Origin of the sequence: Nocardia inohanensis NBRC 100128 (assembly GCF_001612945.1) — a bacterium.
Lineage (GTDB): Bacteria > Actinomycetota > Actinomycetes > Mycobacteriales > Mycobacteriaceae > Nocardia > Nocardia inohanensis.
The window spans coordinates 833,700-849,492 of the sequence record NZ_BDBK01000001.1; the positions used below are offsets into that span (position 1 = coordinate 833,700).

The 15,793-nt window shown below is 68.2% G+C and carries 16 protein-coding genes; 11 read left to right on the plus strand and 5 right to left on the minus strand.

What is annotated here, in order from left to right; genetic code table 11:
• Nucleotides 1-23: 23 nt before the first annotated feature.
• The gene (locus NI1_RS04030) at nucleotides 24-608 is read left to right on the plus strand and encodes a TetR/AcrR family transcriptional regulator (protein ID WP_067814096.1); all 585 of its coding nucleotides are present in this window, start codon (nucleotides 24-26) and stop codon (nucleotides 606-608) included.
• A 4-nt stretch (nucleotides 609-612) separates the two neighbouring features.
• On the opposite strand, the gene NI1_RS04035 is transcribed toward NI1_RS04030, so the two are convergent.
• Nucleotides 613-1,413: an ABC transporter ATP-binding protein gene (locus tag NI1_RS04035; RefSeq protein WP_067814098.1), complete on the minus strand. Its 801-nt coding sequence runs from the start codon at nucleotides 1,411-1,413 to the stop codon at nucleotides 613-615.
• An 89-nt stretch (nucleotides 1,414-1,502) separates the two neighbouring features.
• On the opposite strand from NI1_RS04035, the gene NI1_RS04040 reads away from it, so the two are divergent.
• The 6 genes from NI1_RS04040 to NI1_RS04070 all read left to right on the plus strand — a co-directional run bounded on the left by NI1_RS04040 (nucleotide 1,503) and on the right by NI1_RS04070 (nucleotide 7,913).
• A complete protein-coding gene (locus NI1_RS04040; protein WP_067815295.1) occupies nucleotides 1,503-2,189 on the plus strand; it encodes an HAD family hydrolase in 687 nt (228 codons plus the stop codon).
• A gap of 109 nt (nucleotides 2,190-2,298) precedes the next feature.
• On the plus strand, nucleotides 2,299-2,994 hold the full coding sequence (locus tag NI1_RS04045; protein WP_439957223.1) for a PadR family transcriptional regulator: 696 nt from the start codon (nucleotides 2,299-2,301) through the stop codon (nucleotides 2,992-2,994).
• A gap of 160 nt (nucleotides 2,995-3,154) precedes the next feature.
• Complete coding sequence (locus tag NI1_RS04050) at nucleotides 3,155-4,120, plus strand: esterase/lipase family protein (protein WP_084522700.1); 966 nt, start codon at nucleotides 3,155-3,157, stop codon at nucleotides 4,118-4,120.
• Between the two features lie 64 nt (nucleotides 4,121-4,184).
• Nucleotides 4,185-4,751 carry a peptide deformylase gene (def, locus tag NI1_RS04055; protein WP_067814103.1) on the plus strand — a complete coding sequence of 189 codons (567 nt, stop codon included), beginning with the start codon at nucleotides 4,185-4,187 and terminating at the stop codon, nucleotides 4,749-4,751.
• On the plus strand, nucleotides 4,751-5,674 hold the full coding sequence (fmt, locus tag NI1_RS04060) for a methionyl-tRNA formyltransferase (protein WP_067814105.1): 924 nt from the start codon (nucleotides 4,751-4,753) through the stop codon (nucleotides 5,672-5,674). The genes def and fmt overlap by 1 nt, the downstream gene beginning before the upstream one ends.
• 721 nt (nucleotides 5,675-6,395) lie before the next feature.
• Nucleotides 6,396-7,913, plus strand: coding sequence for an RsmB/NOP family class I SAM-dependent RNA methyltransferase (locus NI1_RS04070; protein WP_439957232.1), 1,518 nt, complete (start codon nucleotides 6,396-6,398; stop codon nucleotides 7,911-7,913).
• 91 nt (nucleotides 7,914-8,004) lie between these two features.
• On the opposite strand, the gene NI1_RS04075 is transcribed toward NI1_RS04070, so the two are convergent.
• The 3 genes from NI1_RS04075 to NI1_RS04085 form a co-directional block, all read right to left on the minus strand.
• Entirely contained in the window at nucleotides 8,005-10,101 is a 2,097-nt protein-coding gene (locus tag NI1_RS04075) for an NAD(+) synthase (RefSeq protein WP_067814109.1), read from the minus strand.
• 83 nt (nucleotides 10,102-10,184) lie between these two features.
• A complete protein-coding gene (locus NI1_RS04080) occupies nucleotides 10,185-10,976 on the minus strand; it encodes a SigB/SigF/SigG family RNA polymerase sigma factor (protein ID WP_169815548.1) in 792 nt (263 codons plus the stop codon).
• A 149-nt stretch (nucleotides 10,977-11,125) separates the two neighbouring features.
• Nucleotides 11,126-11,548, minus strand: a complete 423-nt coding sequence (locus tag NI1_RS04085) for an ATP-binding protein (RefSeq protein ID WP_067815307.1) — start codon at nucleotides 11,546-11,548, stop codon at nucleotides 11,126-11,128.
• Nucleotides 11,549-11,684: 136 nt separating this feature from the next.
• Between NI1_RS04085 and rpe the strand changes: the two genes are divergently transcribed.
• Nucleotides 11,685-12,350 carry a ribulose-phosphate 3-epimerase gene (gene rpe, locus NI1_RS04090; RefSeq protein ID WP_067814111.1) on the plus strand — a complete coding sequence of 222 codons (666 nt, stop codon included), beginning with the start codon at nucleotides 11,685-11,687 and terminating at the stop codon, nucleotides 12,348-12,350.
• A gap of 75 nt (nucleotides 12,351-12,425) precedes the next feature.
• Here the strand turns inward: rpe and NI1_RS04095 are convergent, their stop codons facing one another.
• Nucleotides 12,426-12,872, minus strand: a complete 447-nt coding sequence (locus NI1_RS04095; protein WP_067814113.1) for a hypothetical protein — start codon at nucleotides 12,870-12,872, stop codon at nucleotides 12,426-12,428.
• Nucleotides 12,873-13,300: 428 nt separating this feature from the next.
• Between NI1_RS04095 and NI1_RS04100 the strand changes: the two genes are divergently transcribed.
• From NI1_RS04100 to ribH, 3 genes are all read left to right on the plus strand, one after another.
• The gene (locus NI1_RS04100; RefSeq protein ID WP_067814115.1) at nucleotides 13,301-13,927 is read left to right on the plus strand and encodes a riboflavin synthase; all 627 of its coding nucleotides are present in this window, start codon (nucleotides 13,301-13,303) and stop codon (nucleotides 13,925-13,927) included.
• 89 nt (nucleotides 13,928-14,016) lie between these two features.
• Nucleotides 14,017-15,276, plus strand: coding sequence for a bifunctional 3,4-dihydroxy-2-butanone-4-phosphate synthase/GTP cyclohydrolase II (locus NI1_RS04105; protein WP_067814117.1), 1,260 nt, complete (start codon nucleotides 14,017-14,019; stop codon nucleotides 15,274-15,276).
• A gap of 37 nt (nucleotides 15,277-15,313) precedes the next feature.
• Nucleotides 15,314-15,793 carry a 6,7-dimethyl-8-ribityllumazine synthase gene (gene ribH, locus NI1_RS04110; protein ID WP_067814119.1) on the plus strand — a complete coding sequence of 160 codons (480 nt, stop codon included), beginning with the start codon at nucleotides 15,314-15,316 and terminating at the stop codon, nucleotides 15,791-15,793.

Consider the following 15,793-nt stretch of genomic DNA (forward strand, 5'->3'; position numbering starts at 1 on the left):
GGGCGTTGTCTATAGTGAGTCGTATGACTAACTCAGGGACTGGCGTGGCGGCCCCGAAAGCTGGTAAACGCGAGCGGCTGGCCGCGGCGGCCGCGCAGGTGTTCTACGAGCGGGGAGTGGAGAAGACGACCATCGCCGATATCGCGCGCGCCGCGCAGGTGCCGGTCGGGAACGTCTACTACTACTTCAAGACCAAGGATCAGCTGATCCAGGCGGCCATCGGCGCGCACGCGCGCACCCTCGAAGAGATCATCGAAGCCCTCGAACGGGTGGATTCACCGGCCGAGCGGCTCAAGGCGCTGGTACGCGGCTGGGTGGACCAGCGCGAGGCCGCCGCCCAATTCGGTTGCCCCTCGGGCACTCTCGCGACCGAGCTGGACAAGCGTGACGACGGCCTGGAACAGGAACTGGCCGTGGTGATGCGTGGATTGGTCGACTGGGTGCAGGCGCAGTTCGCGGCGATGGGACGCGCGGACGCTCGTGAACTGGCGGTCGCGCTGGTGGCGGCGTATCAGGGAATCTCCCTGCTCACCAATACCTTTCGCGATCCGGACATGATGGCCGCCGAAGGCCGACGCCTCGAAGCCTGGATCGATTCGCTGGCCTGAGCGCTCAGTTGTGCACGGAGCGTGCGGCATTCGCGCTCCAGCGGCCGTCCGTGCGGGTGATCCGCACCGGATGATCGAAGGTGGCGCTGATGTGCTCGGTGGTGACCACCTCGTCCACCGGCCCGGCGACCACCGTGCGCCCGTCGCGCAGCAGCAGCGCGTGGGTGGTGCCCGGCGGCAATTCCTCGAGATGATGGGTCACCAGCACCGACGCCAATTCCGGATGGGCGTGCTGCAATTGATCCACGCGCTCCAGAAGTTGTTCGCGCCCGGCGAGATCCAAACCGGTGGCCGGTTCGTCGAGTAGCAGCAGTTGCGGGCTCGGCATCAGCGCTCGCGCGATGAGCGTTCGCCCGCGCTGCCCCTGGGACAGGATGGGCCACTGCGCGTTTCGCCGATGCGCCAGCCCGAGCAGCTCGATGAGCCGGTCGGCCTCGGCCAGTTGCGCGGCGCTCGGCTCCCAGCGTGGCACCAGCGCGGCGGTATTGGTCAGCCCGGTCAGCACCACCTCGTGTACAGTGAGCGGCCGGTCCGGGCGGTGCCGTGGATCGACATGCCCGATGGCCTTGCGCAATTCCCGCATATCGACCCGCCCCAACTGCTTGCCGAGCACCTCGACACTGCCGCGCGTGGGGTGCTCGAAGGCTCCGAGCATGCGCAACAGCGTGGTCTTTCCGGCCCCGTTCGGTCCCAGTAGCGCCCAGTGCTCACCCGGCCGCACCCGCAATGAAACATCTTGCAGGATGGGCTTTCCGTCGCGCACGACGGTGACCGAGCCGACCTCGAGCACGGGGGATTTCGTCATCGATCCACCGTAGCAAACTCCTCAGACAAGTTGAGGAGTGGTGGCGTTTTCCGGGCAGGGTCTTCCGGGCGCTGTGTAGGGTGGCCGGTATGGCGATCGAAGCGGTCCTCTTCGACTACTCCGGCACGTTGTTCCGCTTGGAGGAGGCGGAATTCCACAATGCCGCGCTCACCGACGTCGACGGCCGGCCGCTGGACACCCACGAGGTCACCGAGATCATGCAGGCCATGACCGCGCCGGTCGGGCAGTTGGTGGAGCTCGACGCCGATGGCCAATATGCCTGGGAGCGCAGGGATCTCAGCCCCGAGCTGCATCGCACCGCGTACCTACAGGTGCTCGAGCGCTCCGGGGTGCCGGTCACCGCCGCCCATCAGCTGTACGAACGCCTGCTCGATCCGATGGCGTGGACGCCCTATCCGGACACCGGTGATGTCCTGCGCGCGCTGCACGAAGGCGGTGTCGCGGTCGGCGTCGTCAGCAATATCGCCTTCGACATCCGCCCGGCTTTCGCGGCCCGCGGCTGGGATCGGTATGTCGATTACTTCGCGCTCTCCTTCGAAGTCGGCGCGATGAAGCCGGACCCGCGCATCTTCCGGGCCGCGCTCGACAAGCTGGCCATCGCCCCCGCCAGCGCCCTCATGGTCGGTGACAGCGAGGAAGCCGATGGTGGCGCGACCGCTCTCGGCTGCGAATTCGACCTGGTCGAGCCCCTGGAAACGGTCGACCGCCCGAATGCGCTGCGCGATCTGCTCTTCGCGCGCGGTCTGCCCAACTAACAGTCCGACTGTCCGGTTCGTGTCCCGCATCACTCTTGTCTTGGATAGATTGCCGATATATCGTCGATAGCAGCAAATGCAACGACGAGCCTTCGAAGGAGGCATCACCATGGAACACATGGACAACACCGAACGGGGCCGCGGCCCCTGGCGGCGACTGCGCGCCGAAGAGCAGCAGGGCCCCGAACATCCGCGTATGCGCCGTGGCCGTGGACCGCAGGGTCCGCGCGAACACGGCCGGCACGGCCACGGCCGTGGTTTCGGCCCCGACTTCGGCGGCGGTTTCGGCCCCGGCGGTTTCGGCGGTCCCGGTCCGCACTTCGGTCGCGGTCGCGGTCGCGGTGGACGCGGCCGGCGTGGCGATGTGCGCGCGGCGATCCTGCTGCTCTTGCAGGAACGCCCCATGCACGGCTACGAATTGATCCAGCAGATCCGCGAGCGCAGCCAGGACGTCTGGCGCCCGAGCCCGGGTTCCATCTACCCCGCGCTGTCCCAGCTCGAGGACGAGGGCCTGGTCATCATCGAGAAGGTGGCCGGTCGCAAGACCGCCAAGCTCACCGAGGCGGGCACCGCCTACCTCGAGGAGAACCGCACCGACCTGGGCGATCCGTGGCAGGACGTCAAGGACGGTGTCGGCGATCAGGCGCTCGATCTGCGCGGGCTGATCGGCCAGCTGATGGGCGCGGCCGCTCAGGTCGCGGCCGTCGGCAACAAGGAGCAGGCCGAGAAGGCCGCCGAGGTACTCACCGAGGCGCGCCGGGCGCTCTACCGGATCCTGGCCGAAGACGACACACCCGAAAAGTAATGGGGCGCAAATACGCCACCCCGCCGGGACTTTCGGCAAACTCCCAGGGATGATTCATGACATGGGACAACAGGGCCCCGTGGCGAATTGTGACATGGGACAAGGGAGTCGGACGAAGCGGACGCATTGGCGTCGTTTCGCACCGGCGGGGGTTATGGCGATGGCGGCCGTTTTCGGCGCCGCGGTACTACCGAACGGGGCGGTACCGGCCGGCGCCGAGCCGTCCGCGATCGCCGCGGCGGGGGTGGTGGGGGTGCCGCTCGAACAGGGACCGGCGCAGGCCGATCACCTGGGCGCCTCGAAGTATCTGAAAGAGCATCCGGACGCGGCGCCGCAGGGCGCCAACGACTTCGGATGCAAGCCGAGCGCCGAACATCCGCGCCCGGTGGTGCTGGCGCACGGCACCGACTCCTCGGCCTATTCCGACTGGTCGGCACTCAGCCCGCAACTGAAGCAGGCCGGGTTCTGTGTCTTCGCCATGAACTACGGCGGCAAGGCGGGCAAGACCAGCTACGGCACCGAGGACATCTGGGCCAGTTCGGCGCAGGTCGGTGTATTCGTCGAGCAGGTGCTCGCCGCTACCGGCGCGCCGCAGGTCGATATCGTCGGATTCTCCCAGGGCGCCAGCGTGACTCGCTACTGGATCAACAAACTGGGCGGCGCGCCCAAGGTCGGCCAATGGGTCGGCGTGGCCTCGCCCAGTTACGGCGGCGTCATGTATGGCCTGGTGACCGTGGCCCAGGCCGCGCCCGTCATCTTCACCGTCGTCGAGATCGCCACCTCCACCGCGGCCATTCAGCAGGCCGCGGATTCGCCGTACATCAAGGCCCTCAATGCCGGCGGCGACACCGTTCCGGGTGTGCGTTACACCACCCTCGGCAGCCGGGTGGACGAGATGATCCAACCGTTCGAGAACATCGCGCTCAAGGGTGCCGGCGCCACCAATCTGGTGCTGCAAGATCTCTGCCCGGACGATCTGACCGGTCATTTCCACATGGTCTACGACCCGTTCGTGCAGCGGACCGTGATCAATACCCTCGATCCCGCGCACGCGGTGGCGCCCGCTTGCACGGCGGTGCAGTTGGGCACCGGCATCAAAGAAGTGGTGGAAGCCGCGCACTCCTGATCGGAACGGTTCGGGTTGTCCGTAAAATGAGACGACCGTATTCGTTCATGACCGGGAGTCGCCCGTGACCATCCAGCCTGTCCGCCTGTTCGGCGATCCGATCCTGCGCGCTCGCGCGGCGGAGGTCGAGACCTTCGACAAGGAGGTGCGCCAGCTGGTAGCCGACCTCACCGACACCATGTACGAGACCGGTGGGGTCGGGATGGCGGCGCCGCAGATCGGCGTCGGGCTACGGGTGTTCGTGTACGACACCGGGGACGCGCAGGGGCATCTGGTCAATCCGGTGTTCGAGGTGGTGGGCACGGAGACCCAGACCGGGCCCGAGGGCTGCCTGTCGATTCCCGGTGTGCGCGAGGACGTTACGCGGCCGAACGCCGTGCGGGTGCGCGGCGTGGACATGGACGGCGAGCCGGTCGAGTTCGAGGCCGAGGGCCTGCTGGCACGCTGCGTACAGCACGAGACCGATCACCTGGACGGCGTGCTGTTCCTGCAACGACTCGATCCCGCCCTGCGCAAAGAGGCGATGCGCACGCTGCGCGAATCCTCCTGGTTCACAGCGGGTGTCACGGTGCTGCCGGCCTCGGAGATCAGTGGCCGGCGCAAGGCCGCGGCGCAGGAACGGGGTCGCTGATGCGTCTGGTCTTCGCGGGCACGCCGGAACCGGCGCTGCCGTCGCTGCGGCGGCTCATCGAATCCGGTAATCACGAAGTGGTGGCGGTGCTGACCCGGCCGGACGCGGTCTCCGGGCGCGGTCGCAAGGTCACCCGCTCGCCGATCGGGCAGCTCGCCGACGAGCACGGCATTCCCGTGCTCACCCCGCGCCGCCCGTCCGAGCCCGAATTCATCGCCCAGCTCACCGAATTGGCGCCCGATTGCTGCCCGGTGGTGGCCTACGGCGCGCTGCTGCCCGAATCGGTGCTCTCGATCCCCAAGCACGGCTGGATCAACCTGCATTTCTCGCTGCTGCCCGCCTGGCGTGGCGCGGCCCCGGTGCAGTCGGCCATCCTCGCCGGTGACGAGATCACCGGCGCGTCGACCTTCCGGATCGAGAAGGGCCTGGACACCGGTCCCGTCTACGGCACCATGACCGAGACGATCAAGGTCACCGACACCGCCGGCGTGCTGCTGGATCGCCTCGCCCACAGTGGCGCGGTGCTGCTGGAATCCACCCTCGACGGGGTGGAAGCCGGTGCCCTGCAAGCGGTTCCGCAATCCAACGAAGGCGTCTCCTACGCCCCCAAGGTCGAGGTCGAGGCCGGGCACGTCCGCTGGGACCAGCCCGCCCTCGCCATCTCCCGCCAGATCCGCGCGGTCACTCCGGCCCCTGGCGCCTGGACCGAATTCGACGGCAAGCGTCTCAAACTCGCCCCGGTCGAAATGCTTGAGGAAACCCTCCCCGCCGGCACCGTCGACGTCCGCAAAACCGGCATCTACCTCGGTACCGCCACCACCGCGGTCCGTCTCACCGAAGTCCAGCCCCCCGGCAAACGCATGATGCCCGCCCTCGACTGGGCCCGCGGCGCCCGCCTGCAATCGGGCGCGGTGTTCGAGTGACCCGCCCCGACCGGGGGCGAGAAATCAATTCGCGACGTATCGGCGGCCGCCGTGCCTCCGGTGGCATCCCCACCGGCCACACCGGCGGAGAACCGCGCCGCACCCCCTCCGGCGAACCCCGCCGCGAGGACCGATCCCCTGATCGAGCGAGCCGCCCCGGCGGCCGCACCGAGTGGAAGGCGCTGCGGTGACCCCGATTCGACGCGACAATACGGACCCGGCCGACCGCCGGAACGACAACACCGGCGACCAGGCCCGCGCCTCCGCTCCCCGCAAGGGTTTCGGCGGGGTACGCCCGGCAGCCGCCACCAGCAAAGGCGACGCCGTCGACCGCAATACCGGCCGGGGTGACGACCGTCGCGGGTCCGCCCCGCGCGGCGGCCGCGCCGGTGACTTCGCCGGTGAGCGAAACTCCGGAAACCGCAGCAACTTCGGCGGCGGCTCCGGCTCCGGCACGCGAGGCGATGCCCCCACCCGGGACCGCGGCGCACAATCCGACGGCCGTGACCGGAATACCGGCGACCGCAAGGGCTTCCAGTCGCGCGGTGACGACCGGCGATCGGGTGCGGACCGCTCCGGGTTCGCCCGTAGCAGCGGCCGGGACCGGGACGATCGTCAGGATTTCGAGTCGGGTGGCGGGCGCGGTGCGGGCCGGAACTCCAACGAGGCCAAGGGGTTCGGAGGCCGCGCCGAAGGTGGGCGGGGCAGCGAACGCGCGGGCGTGAGCTCGCGCGGTGGACGTGGCGACGGCGGCGGGTTCGCCGGTGGCGGGCGAGGTCGCGGCGGCGACCGTGATGCCGCTACCAAGGGCGGCCGGGGTGATCGGACGGACGCGGGTAATGCGCGTGGCCGGTCGGCGACCGGTGGGGGAGCGCGGCGTGGGGAACGCGGCGGGCAGGGCGGGGATCCGGTGCGGGGTGTGGCGCGGGATGTGCTGCGGGCGGTGCGGGAGCGGGACGCCTATGCGAATCTCGTTCTGCCGGGGCTGCTGCGGGAGCGGAAGATCAGTGGGCGGGATGCGGCGCTGGCTACCGAATTGACCTACGGGGCTTGCCGGTCGCAGGGATTGCTGGATGCGGTGATCGAGGCGGGGGCCGGGCGGGCGGTCGGCGAGATCGACGGTGAGCTGCTGGATGTGTTGCGGCTGGGGACGTATCAGTTGCTGCGGACTCGGATCGGGGCGCATGCGGCGGTGGACACGTCGGTGGCGTTGGCGCGCGCCGAAGCCGGGCAGGGCAAGGCCGGGTTCGTGAACGCGGTGCTGCGGCGGGTGGCGGAGAAGTCCGAGGCGGAGTGGGTGGAGCAGCTCGCGCCGCGGGATCCGCTGGGGCACTTGGCGTTCGAGTACGCGCATCCGAAGTGGATCGCGCAGGCCTTCTCGGATGCGCTGGGGGAGCGGGCCGGGGAGTTGAAGGAGGTGCTCGAGGCCGATGACGCGCGCCCGGTGGTGCACCTGGTGGCGCGGCCCGGGGAGATCAGTGCCGAGGAGCTCGCCCTGGTGACCGGCGGTGAGGAAGGCCGGTGGTCGCCGTACGCGGTCTACATGGACGGCGGCGATCCGGGCAAGCTGGAACCGGTGCGGGAGGGCATGGCGGCCGTCCAGGACGAGGGCAGTCAGCTTGTCGCGCTGGCGCTTACGCGTGCTCCCCTGGAAGGCGAGGACGGCGGGCGCTGGCTGGACATGTGTGCCGGTCCCGGCGGCAAGACCGCACTGCTGGGCGCGATCGCCGATATCGACGGCTTCCACGTGGATGCCATCGAACCGGCCGAGCATCGTGCGGATCTGGTGCGCCGGACCACCAAGGGCATGCCGGTCGACGTCCACGTTGCCGACGGTCGCGACAGCGGCCTGACGCCCGGGTTCGACCGCATCCTGGTCGATGCCCCGTGCACGGGTCTGGGCGCCCTGCGTCGCCGCCCCGAAGCACGCTGGCGCCGGCAGCCCTCCGACGTCCGGGAACTGGTCGTGCTGCAACGCGAATTGCTCACCGCCGCAATGGAACTGGTCCGCCCCGGCGGTGTAGTCGTCTACTCGACCTGTTCCCCGCACCTGTCGGAAACCGTCTCGGTGGTCGCCGACGTGGCCCGCCGCACCGGCGCGGTCGAACTCGACACCCGTGACCTGGTCCCCGGCGTCCCGGATCTCGGCGACGGCCCCGGCGCTCAGCTGTGGCCGCACCGCCACGGCACCGATGCCATGTTCCTGGCGGCGCTGCGCAAACCCCTCGAAGCCGAGTAGCCGAGGGCGATACCGGCCGCGCCCGGTCCCGTGCGGGACCGGGCGCGTTGCTGTCCGGGGTCGGGTGGTTCAGGCGGCCACCGCTCGACACCTAATCGTCGGGCACGTTGCGGGCCAGTTCGTCCAGCCACGCGGCCGCTGAAGCATCGCTCGGGGCGCGCCAGTCGCCGCGCGGCGAAAGCGACCCGCCGGAGCCGACTTTCGGGGCGTTGGGCAGCGTGGAGCGTTTGAACTGGCTGGTTTGGATGAAGCGGCGCAGGAATTCACCCAGCCAGTGCTTGATGGTCGGCAGGTCGTATTCGTTGCGCAGTTCGGGTGCGATGAGGTCCGGCCAGCTGCCTCGGCTGCGGTCGCCCCAGGTGCGATGAGCCAGATAGGCGATGCGGCTGGGGCGATCGCCGAAGCGGAGCAGGTGATAGAGGTGGAAGTCCTGGAGTTCGTAAGGGCCCACCGTGGCCTCGGAACTCTGGATGGGGGCGTCGGCGTCGCCGGGGATGAGCTCCGGGGAGATCTCGGTGGCCAGCACGGAGCGCAGGACCTGCGAGGCTTTTTCGCCCAGCCCCTCGGTCTCGATGGTCCAGGCGACGAGGTATTTGATCAGGGTCTTCGGCACCGAGGCGTTGACACTGTAGTGCGCCATATGGTCGCCGACGCCGAAAGTGCACCAGCCCAAGGCCAATTCGCTGAGATCGCCGGTCCCGATGACGAGGGCGTTGTGCATATTGGCGAGCCGGAACAGGTGGGAGGTGCGTTCGCCCGCCTGGACGTTCTCGTAGGTGACGTCGTATTGCGGAACACCCTCGGCGGCAGGGTGTTTCAGATCGTGCAGCATCTGGGTGGCCGACGGCCGGATATCGATCTCGTGCGGGGTCGCCCCGACGGCGAGCATGAGTGCGCGCGCGTCGGCGAGAGTACGGTCGCTGGTGCCGAAACCGGGCATGGTGTAGGCGAGGACATTGGCGCGGGCCAGACCGAGCCGGTCCATGGTCTTGGCGGCGACAATGAGCGCGACGGTGGAGTCCAGACCGCCGGAGACGCCGATCACCACGTGCTTCGAACCGGTGGCCCGCAGCCGGGTGGCCAGACCCTCGACCTGGATGCTGTGCACTTCGGCGCAGCGTTCGTTGCGGCTGACCGGATCGGCGGGAACGTATGGGAAGCGCGGGATCTCGCGCTCCAAGACCACCGCCCCGGCCGGAATGGGCAATTCGAGTTCGATGCGCCGGAACCGCGCCAGCCGCTCCCGGTGATCGTGCACATTGTCGGCGAAGCTGGTGGTGCGCAAGCGATCCGCCGCGAGGCGTTGCAGATCGAGGTCCGCGGTGACCAGCTGCGGATGGTCGGCGAAGCGTTCGCCCTCGGCGAGCAGGTTCCCGTTCTCGCAGATCAGCGCCTGCCCGTCCCAGGCCAGGTCGGTGGTCGATTCACCGTGTCCCGCAGCCGAATACAGGTACGCCGCCAGGTACCGGGCGGAGTGACCGGTGCACAGCGCGCGCCGGTAGTCGGCCTTCCCGACCACGATATTGCTCGCCGAGAGGTTCACCAGCACGCTCGCCCCGGCCAGCGCCGCGAAACCGCTGGGCGGCAACGGCACCCACCCGTCCTCGCAGACCTCCAGATGCGCCACGAAGCCGGGCAGATTGGTCGCTGTGAACAGCAGATCGCTCCCGAACGGCACCCGCTGCCCGGCGATCACGATGTGATCGTCGAGCGCTTCCCGCGCCGCCGCGAACTGCCGCTTCTCGTAGAACTCGCGATAGTTCGGCAGATAGCTCTTGGGTGCGGCCCCGAGCACCCGCCCGCCCGCGATCACGATGCCGCAGTTGAACAACCGCCCCTGCGCGCGCACCGGCGCACCCACCGCCAGCACAGTCCCCAGCTGCGCGCTCTCGGCCACGATCCGCGCCAGGGCGTCCTGGACCGCGATATCCAGGGCGTCCTGATGGAACAGATCGTCCGCCGTGTAACTGGACAATCCGAGTTCGGGAAACACCGTCAGCACCGCGCCCGCGTCGGCGGCGCGCCGAGCCAGCTGGATCGTCTGTTCGGCATTGAACGCCGGATCGGCCACCCGCACCGGCGGTACCGCCACCGCGACCCGTGCGAACCCGTGGCGATACAGCGAATCGAACGGCAGTTGCTGCTGGGACAACGCACCGACCCCTTTGCGTTCCGGCGAGGTGATCATGGTTGTTTCGCAATCTACGATACCGACCGCTCGGGCCGCACCGGGCCCGCGCTCGCCGGATCCACCCGGCGAGCGCCCCGGCCTCACTCCCGCGCCGACTGCTCCCGCAGTCGCGCAAGGGTTTTCGCCAGAATCCGCGACACATGCATTTGCGAGATGCCCATCTGCTGCGCGATCTGGGTCTGGGTCATGGATTCGAAGAACCGCATGGTGAGAATCCGCCGCTCTCGTTCGGGCAACCCGGCCAGCAGCGGCCGGATGGCCACGTACTCCTCGACCCGATCGAACTGCGACTCCTCCTCACCGAGGGTGTCGAGCAGCGAAGCCTCGGTGTCCCGCCCCACCGACACCGCGTCGATCGAGCTGGGCTGGTAGGCATTCCCGGCGATGACCGCCTGTGTCACCTCGTCGGCATCGATCCCGAGCTGGGCCGCGATCTCCTTGGCCGTCGGCGAGCGCCCCAACTGCTGCGACAGCGCGTCGATGGCGGCCCCGATGCGCAGATGAGTCTCCTTGACCCGGCGCGGGACTCGCATTGCCCAGGTGTTGTCCCGGAAATACCGGCGGACCTCGCCCATGATGGTCGGCACCGCGAACGACAGGAAGTTGGACCCGCGCCCGACATCGAACCGGTCCACCGCGTGCACCAGACCGACCCGGGCCACCTGGGTGAGATCGTCGAACGGCTCACCGCGCCCGCTGAATTTGCGCGCGATGTGATCGGCGAGCGGAATGCAGCGATGGATCAGCTGCGACCGCAGGGCCGCCCGCCGCGCCGAATTCGGTTCCGACGCCGCCAGTTCCTCGAACAGCTGCGCCACATCGTCGTACCCCGACACACTGCGCGCGACCTCTTCGGCCTCCTCGGTGTCGATGGTCTCCTCGGTGACGTCCTCGGTTTCCTCGCCATTGCCGTTCTCCGGCACGGTTTCGGGGCTGTTCTCGGGCGCGCCGGGCTCCCGGTCCTCGGACCGGTCGGGCTGTGGGGTTTCAGGTGAGGTGAACACGGTGTTCTCGTCGGTCACTACGCCTTCCCCCGGCCCCGCCGGAATGCAACTGTCGTCGGATATCCGGCGACGGCCGGATCGAACTCACCTTGGGTGGCGGTCACTTCGTCGGACAGGGTGCGCAGCACATGCCAGCCGAAACTGCGCTGATCCGGCAGGCCCTCGGCACTCGCGACTCCGCTGACCTGGACCAGTAGTTCGGTATCGCCGACGGTGAACCGGCACTGCAACGTGCTCCCCGGGACGGCCAGTCCGATGACCGTGGAGGCCGCCTCGTCGACGGCGAGCCGGATATCGGCCACCTCGTCGAGGGTGAAATCGCTGAGCAGCACCAAGGTTTCGGCGAGTCCGCGCACGATGGGCAACTGGGAGACGGATGCGGCGACACCGATCTCGACCGGGGTGGCGCGCAATCCTTGTTCCGCCGAAATATTGATCACGCTGATGAGGCTACCCATTCCGGTGCGCGACAATCAGTGCATTGGCCGTGATCGCCTCCGTGCCGCGTGTGCTATCGGGGCCGATACACTTCGGCCTGTGTGCACCTCTTCCTCCCCGTTCACCCGGCCCGCGCCGATGATCGCACCGTCCATCCTGTCCGCGGATTTCGCGCGCCTCGCCGATGAGGTGAAGGCCATCGAAGGGTCGGACTGGGTGCACGTCGATGTGATGGACAACCACTTCGTCCCGAACCTGACGCTGGGCCTGCCGGTGGTCGAAAGCCTGTTGCGGGTCACCGACATTCCGCTCGACTGCCATCTGATGATCACCGAACCGGAGCGCTGGGCGCCCGGCTACGCGGAGGCCGGCGCCTACAACGTCACCTTCCACGCCGAGGCTACCGACGATCCGATCGCGGTGGCGCGCGATATTCGCGCCGCCGGCGCCAAGGCCGGCCTGTCGATCAAGCCGAACACGCCGATCGAGCCGTACCTCGAGATCCTGCGCGAATTCGACACCCTGCTGGTGATGAGCGTCGAACCCGGTTTCGGCGGACAGTCTTTCATTCCGCACGTGCTGGAGAAGGCACGCATCGTGCGCAATCTGGTCGATTCGGGCGAACTGCGCCTGGTGGTCGAAATCGACGGCGGCATCAAGATGGACAATATCGAGCAGGCCGCCGAAGCCGGCGTCGACTGCTTCGTCGCGGGCTCCGCGGTTTACGGAACTCCGGATCCGGCCGCGACCGTGGAAGCGTTGCGGCAGAAGGTGATCGCGGCCGAGGCCGCGACCGCCGAATAAGCCGAAACGTCGAAAGTGACGGCGTCCCCGGCCGCCGGATAGTCCGGTTATCGGCGACCGGGGAGGTCCCCGCCGTCAGCGCCCGAGCAGCGCCTCGACCACCGATTCCAGCGGCGGCACCGCGGCCACGGCCTCGGGCGACTGGATCCAGGTGCGATAACCGGTCCGCTCGTCATCGGCGGAGGGGAGCACGACCTGTGCGCCGGTGCAGGCGACGGTGGCGTAGAGCCGGAACAGGGCGGCGGACACGGATGTGCTGAGCGTGTCCGGGCGGGCCGGGCCGGTGATGAAGGTCCAGCGCCGCGCGCGGGGATGGTGCACGACGGGCCCGGCGAGTTCGGCCTGCGCCAGCCGCCGCTGCACGCGCTCGCCGAGTTCCGCGGGCATGGTGATGGCGCCGTAACGGCTGCCTATGTCGAGCAGGATGTGGCGTGAGGTCGGATCTATCGATGCCGGCAGGTGAAATTCGCGTCGATACTGGACACAGCGAACTTCGAGTGTCGAATCGAGAAGCGTGGTCACGCTGCACTCCCAATTTGTGTTGTGAAGCTGTGTTGTGGAGCGGGAAGTTGAACCGCAGGAATCAGCTGCATAACAATCTTGCGTCCATTTCCGCTGCTGCGCAAGATTTTGGTGTAGGCGAGTCGTGATTGGGTACAACCGCATGGTTGCGCACCGACCGGTTAATTCGCCGAGTCGAGAAATTCCGACATTTCATTCGGCTGATCCGTGTAATTCGGACAATCTTGCATCCGCCGGTTCGGTTCTCGCACTATTGCGTACCTCAAGGTCGTGAACGCTCCAGTGAACAAGGCCGCATGTCGCCTACGACCAGCCGTCGTTAGGCTGGTGGGGACAGCCGCCGTGCCGGGGGAATACCGCCACCGGTGCGGGCTGTTGGCGCAAGCGGCGGGCCCGGTGGTCGGGTCGTGACGACGGAGAGGTTGGGCATGTTCACTGGCATCGTCGAGGAGCTGGGCGAGATCGTCGCCTCCGAGCAGCTGGCCGACGCGGCCCGGCTCACCATTCGCGGGCCCATTGTCACCTCCGATGCCATTCACGGCGCCTCCATCGCGGTGAACGGCGTCTGCCTGACCGTCGTGGACGAAAAGGTGGAGGGCGATACCTTCACCGTCGACGTGATGGCCGAAACCCTGAACCGTTCCAGCATCGGCGGTCTCGGCGTGGGCTCCCAGGTCAATCTGGAGCGCGCCGCCGCCGTCAACTCCCGCCTCGGCGGCCACATCGTGCAGGGCCACGTCGACGGCACCGGCACCGTGCTCTCCCGCACCCCCTCGGAGAACTGGGAGGTCGTGCGAATCTCCTTGCCCGACAACCTCGCTCGTTACGTGGTCGAGAAGGGCTCCATCACCGTCGACGGCATCTCGCTCACCGTCTCCGGCCTCGGCATCGCCGAGGAAGCCGCCGCCGACGGCAGCAAGGACTGGCTCGAGGTCTCCCTCATCCCGACCACCCGCGCCCTGACCACCCTGGGCACCGCCCCGGTCGGCACCACCGTGAACCTGGAGGTGGATGTCATCGCCAAATACGTCGAACGGCTCACCCAGCGCGGTTGATCCGCGCTCGCGCCGGAGGCGGCGCAAAACGGGCAGTGGGACTGCCTTACTGTAGGTAGGCACCTAATTGGAGATGGAGCACAACAGACGTGACCAGGTTCGACACCATCGAGCGCGCAGTCGCCGACATCGCGGCCGGTAAGGCTGTCGTCGTTGTCGACGACGAGGGCCGTGAGAACGAGGGCGACCTCATCTTCGCGGCGGAGAAGGCGACTCCCGAGCTCGTGGCCTTCATGATCCGCTACACCTCCGGTTACATCTGTGTGCCGCTCACCGGCGCGGACTGCGATCGCCTGGGCCTGCCGCCCATGTACGCGGTCAACCAGGACCGCCACGGCACCGCCTACCCCGTCGCCGTCGACGCCCGCGAGGGCATCAGCACCGGTATCTCGGCCGCCGACCGCGCCACCACCATGCGCGTACTGGCCGACCCGGACGCCAAGTCCGACGATCTGACCCGCCCGGGACACGTGGTTCCGTTGCGCGCCAAGGACGGTGGCGTGCTGCGCCGCCCCGGCCACACCGAGGCCGCGGTCGACCTGTCCCGGATGGCCGGGCTCAGCCCCGCCGGCGTCATCTGCGAGATCGTGTCGCAGAAGAACGAGGGCGATATGGCGCGCACCGAGGAGCTGCGCGTCTTCGCCGACGAACACGATCTGGCGCTGATCTCCATCGCCGACATCATCAAATGGCGGCGTCGCCACGAGAAGCATGTCGAGCGGGTCGCCGAAGCCAAGATCCCGACCGAGTACGGCGCCTTCCGGGCCATCGGCTACCGGTCCGAGTACGACGACTCCGAGCACGTCGCCCTGGTCATGGGTGATCTCGCGGGAACCAACGGCAAGGGTGAAAACGTCCTGGTGCGAGTGCATTCCGAATGCCTCACCGGTGACGTGTTCGGTTCGCTGCGCTGCGATTGCGGCCCGCAGCTGAATGCCGCGCTGAAGCTGGTGGCCGACGAGGGCCGCGGCGTGGTGCTCTACATGCGCGGACACGAGGGTCGCGGCATCGGGCTCATGCACAAGCTTCAGGCCTACCAGCTCCAGGACGTCGAGAACCTGGACACGGTGGATGCCAATACCGCCCAGAACCTGCCCGCCGACGCCCGCGACTACGGCACCGGCGCACAGATTCTCGCGGATCTGGGCATCACCTCGATGCGCCTGCTGACCAACAATCCCGACAAGCGCGCGGGTATCGAGGGTTACGGGCTGAGCATCAGCGAGCGGGTGCCGATGCCGGTGCACGCCAACCACCACAACCTGAACTACCTGCGCACCAAGCGGGATCGCATGGGCCACGATCTGGTCGGCCTCGACGATCTCGACCTGGGCGAGACCGCGCACTGATACGCATACCGACAACGACCGGGAAGGGCGGAGACCGATGAGCGGTACCGGCGTACCGACATTCCAGCTCGCCGATGCCAAGGACCTGAAACTGGGTCTGGTCGCCTCGCGCTGGCACACCGAGATCTGTGATGCCATGCTCGCCAACGCGGAGAAGACCGCGCGCGAAGCGGGCGTCGCCGATATCACGGTGGTGCGGGTCGCCGGCGCCATGGAGCTGCCGGTGGTGGCGCAGGCCCTGGCCCGCACCCACGACGCCGTGGTCGCCATGGGCGTCGTGATCCGCGGTGAGACACCGCATTTCGAGTACGTCTGCGATTCGGTGACCGCCGGTCTGACCCGGGTCTCCCTCGACGAGGGCACCCCGGTCACCAATGCCGTTCTGACGGTCAACACCGAACAGCAGGCCCTCGACCGCGCGGGCCTGCCCGGTTCGGTCGAGAACAAGGGCGAGCAGGCCGCCGCGGCCGCCCTGGACGCCGCGCTCACCCTGCGCGAGCTGCGTCAGACCGTCTGA

What these genes read in the sequence shown, in the direction of transcription:
- NI1_RS04030 (WP_067814096.1), top strand. Translation starts at nt 24, where the DNA reads ATGACTAACTCAGGGACTGGCGTGGCGGCCCCGAAAGCTGGTAAACGC.
- NI1_RS04050 (WP_084522700.1), top strand. Translation starts at nt 3,155, where the DNA reads ATGGCGGCCGTTTTCGGCGCCGCGGTACTACCGAACGGGGCGGTACCG.
- rpe (WP_067814111.1), top strand. Translation starts at nt 11,685, where the DNA reads ATGATCGCACCGTCCATCCTGTCCGCGGATTTCGCGCGCCTCGCCGAT.
- NI1_RS04035 (WP_067814098.1), bottom strand. Translation starts at nt 1,413, where the DNA reads ATGACGAAATCCCCCGTGCTCGAGGTCGGCTCGGTCACCGTCGTGCGC.
- NI1_RS04045 (WP_439957223.1), top strand. Translation starts at nt 2,299, where the DNA reads ATGGAACACATGGACAACACCGAACGGGGCCGCGGCCCCTGGCGGCGA.
- NI1_RS04040 (WP_067815295.1), top strand. Translation starts at nt 1,503, where the DNA reads ATGGCGATCGAAGCGGTCCTCTTCGACTACTCCGGCACGTTGTTCCGC.
- ribH (WP_067814119.1), top strand. Translation starts at nt 15,314, where the DNA reads ATGAGCGGTACCGGCGTACCGACATTCCAGCTCGCCGATGCCAAGGAC.
- NI1_RS04100 (WP_067814115.1), top strand. Translation starts at nt 13,301, where the DNA reads ATGTTCACTGGCATCGTCGAGGAGCTGGGCGAGATCGTCGCCTCCGAG.
- NI1_RS04075 (WP_067814109.1), bottom strand. Translation starts at nt 10,101, where the DNA reads ATGATCACCTCGCCGGAACGCAAAGGGGTCGGTGCGTTGTCCCAGCAG.
- fmt (WP_067814105.1), top strand. Translation starts at nt 4,751, where the DNA reads ATGCGTCTGGTCTTCGCGGGCACGCCGGAACCGGCGCTGCCGTCGCTG.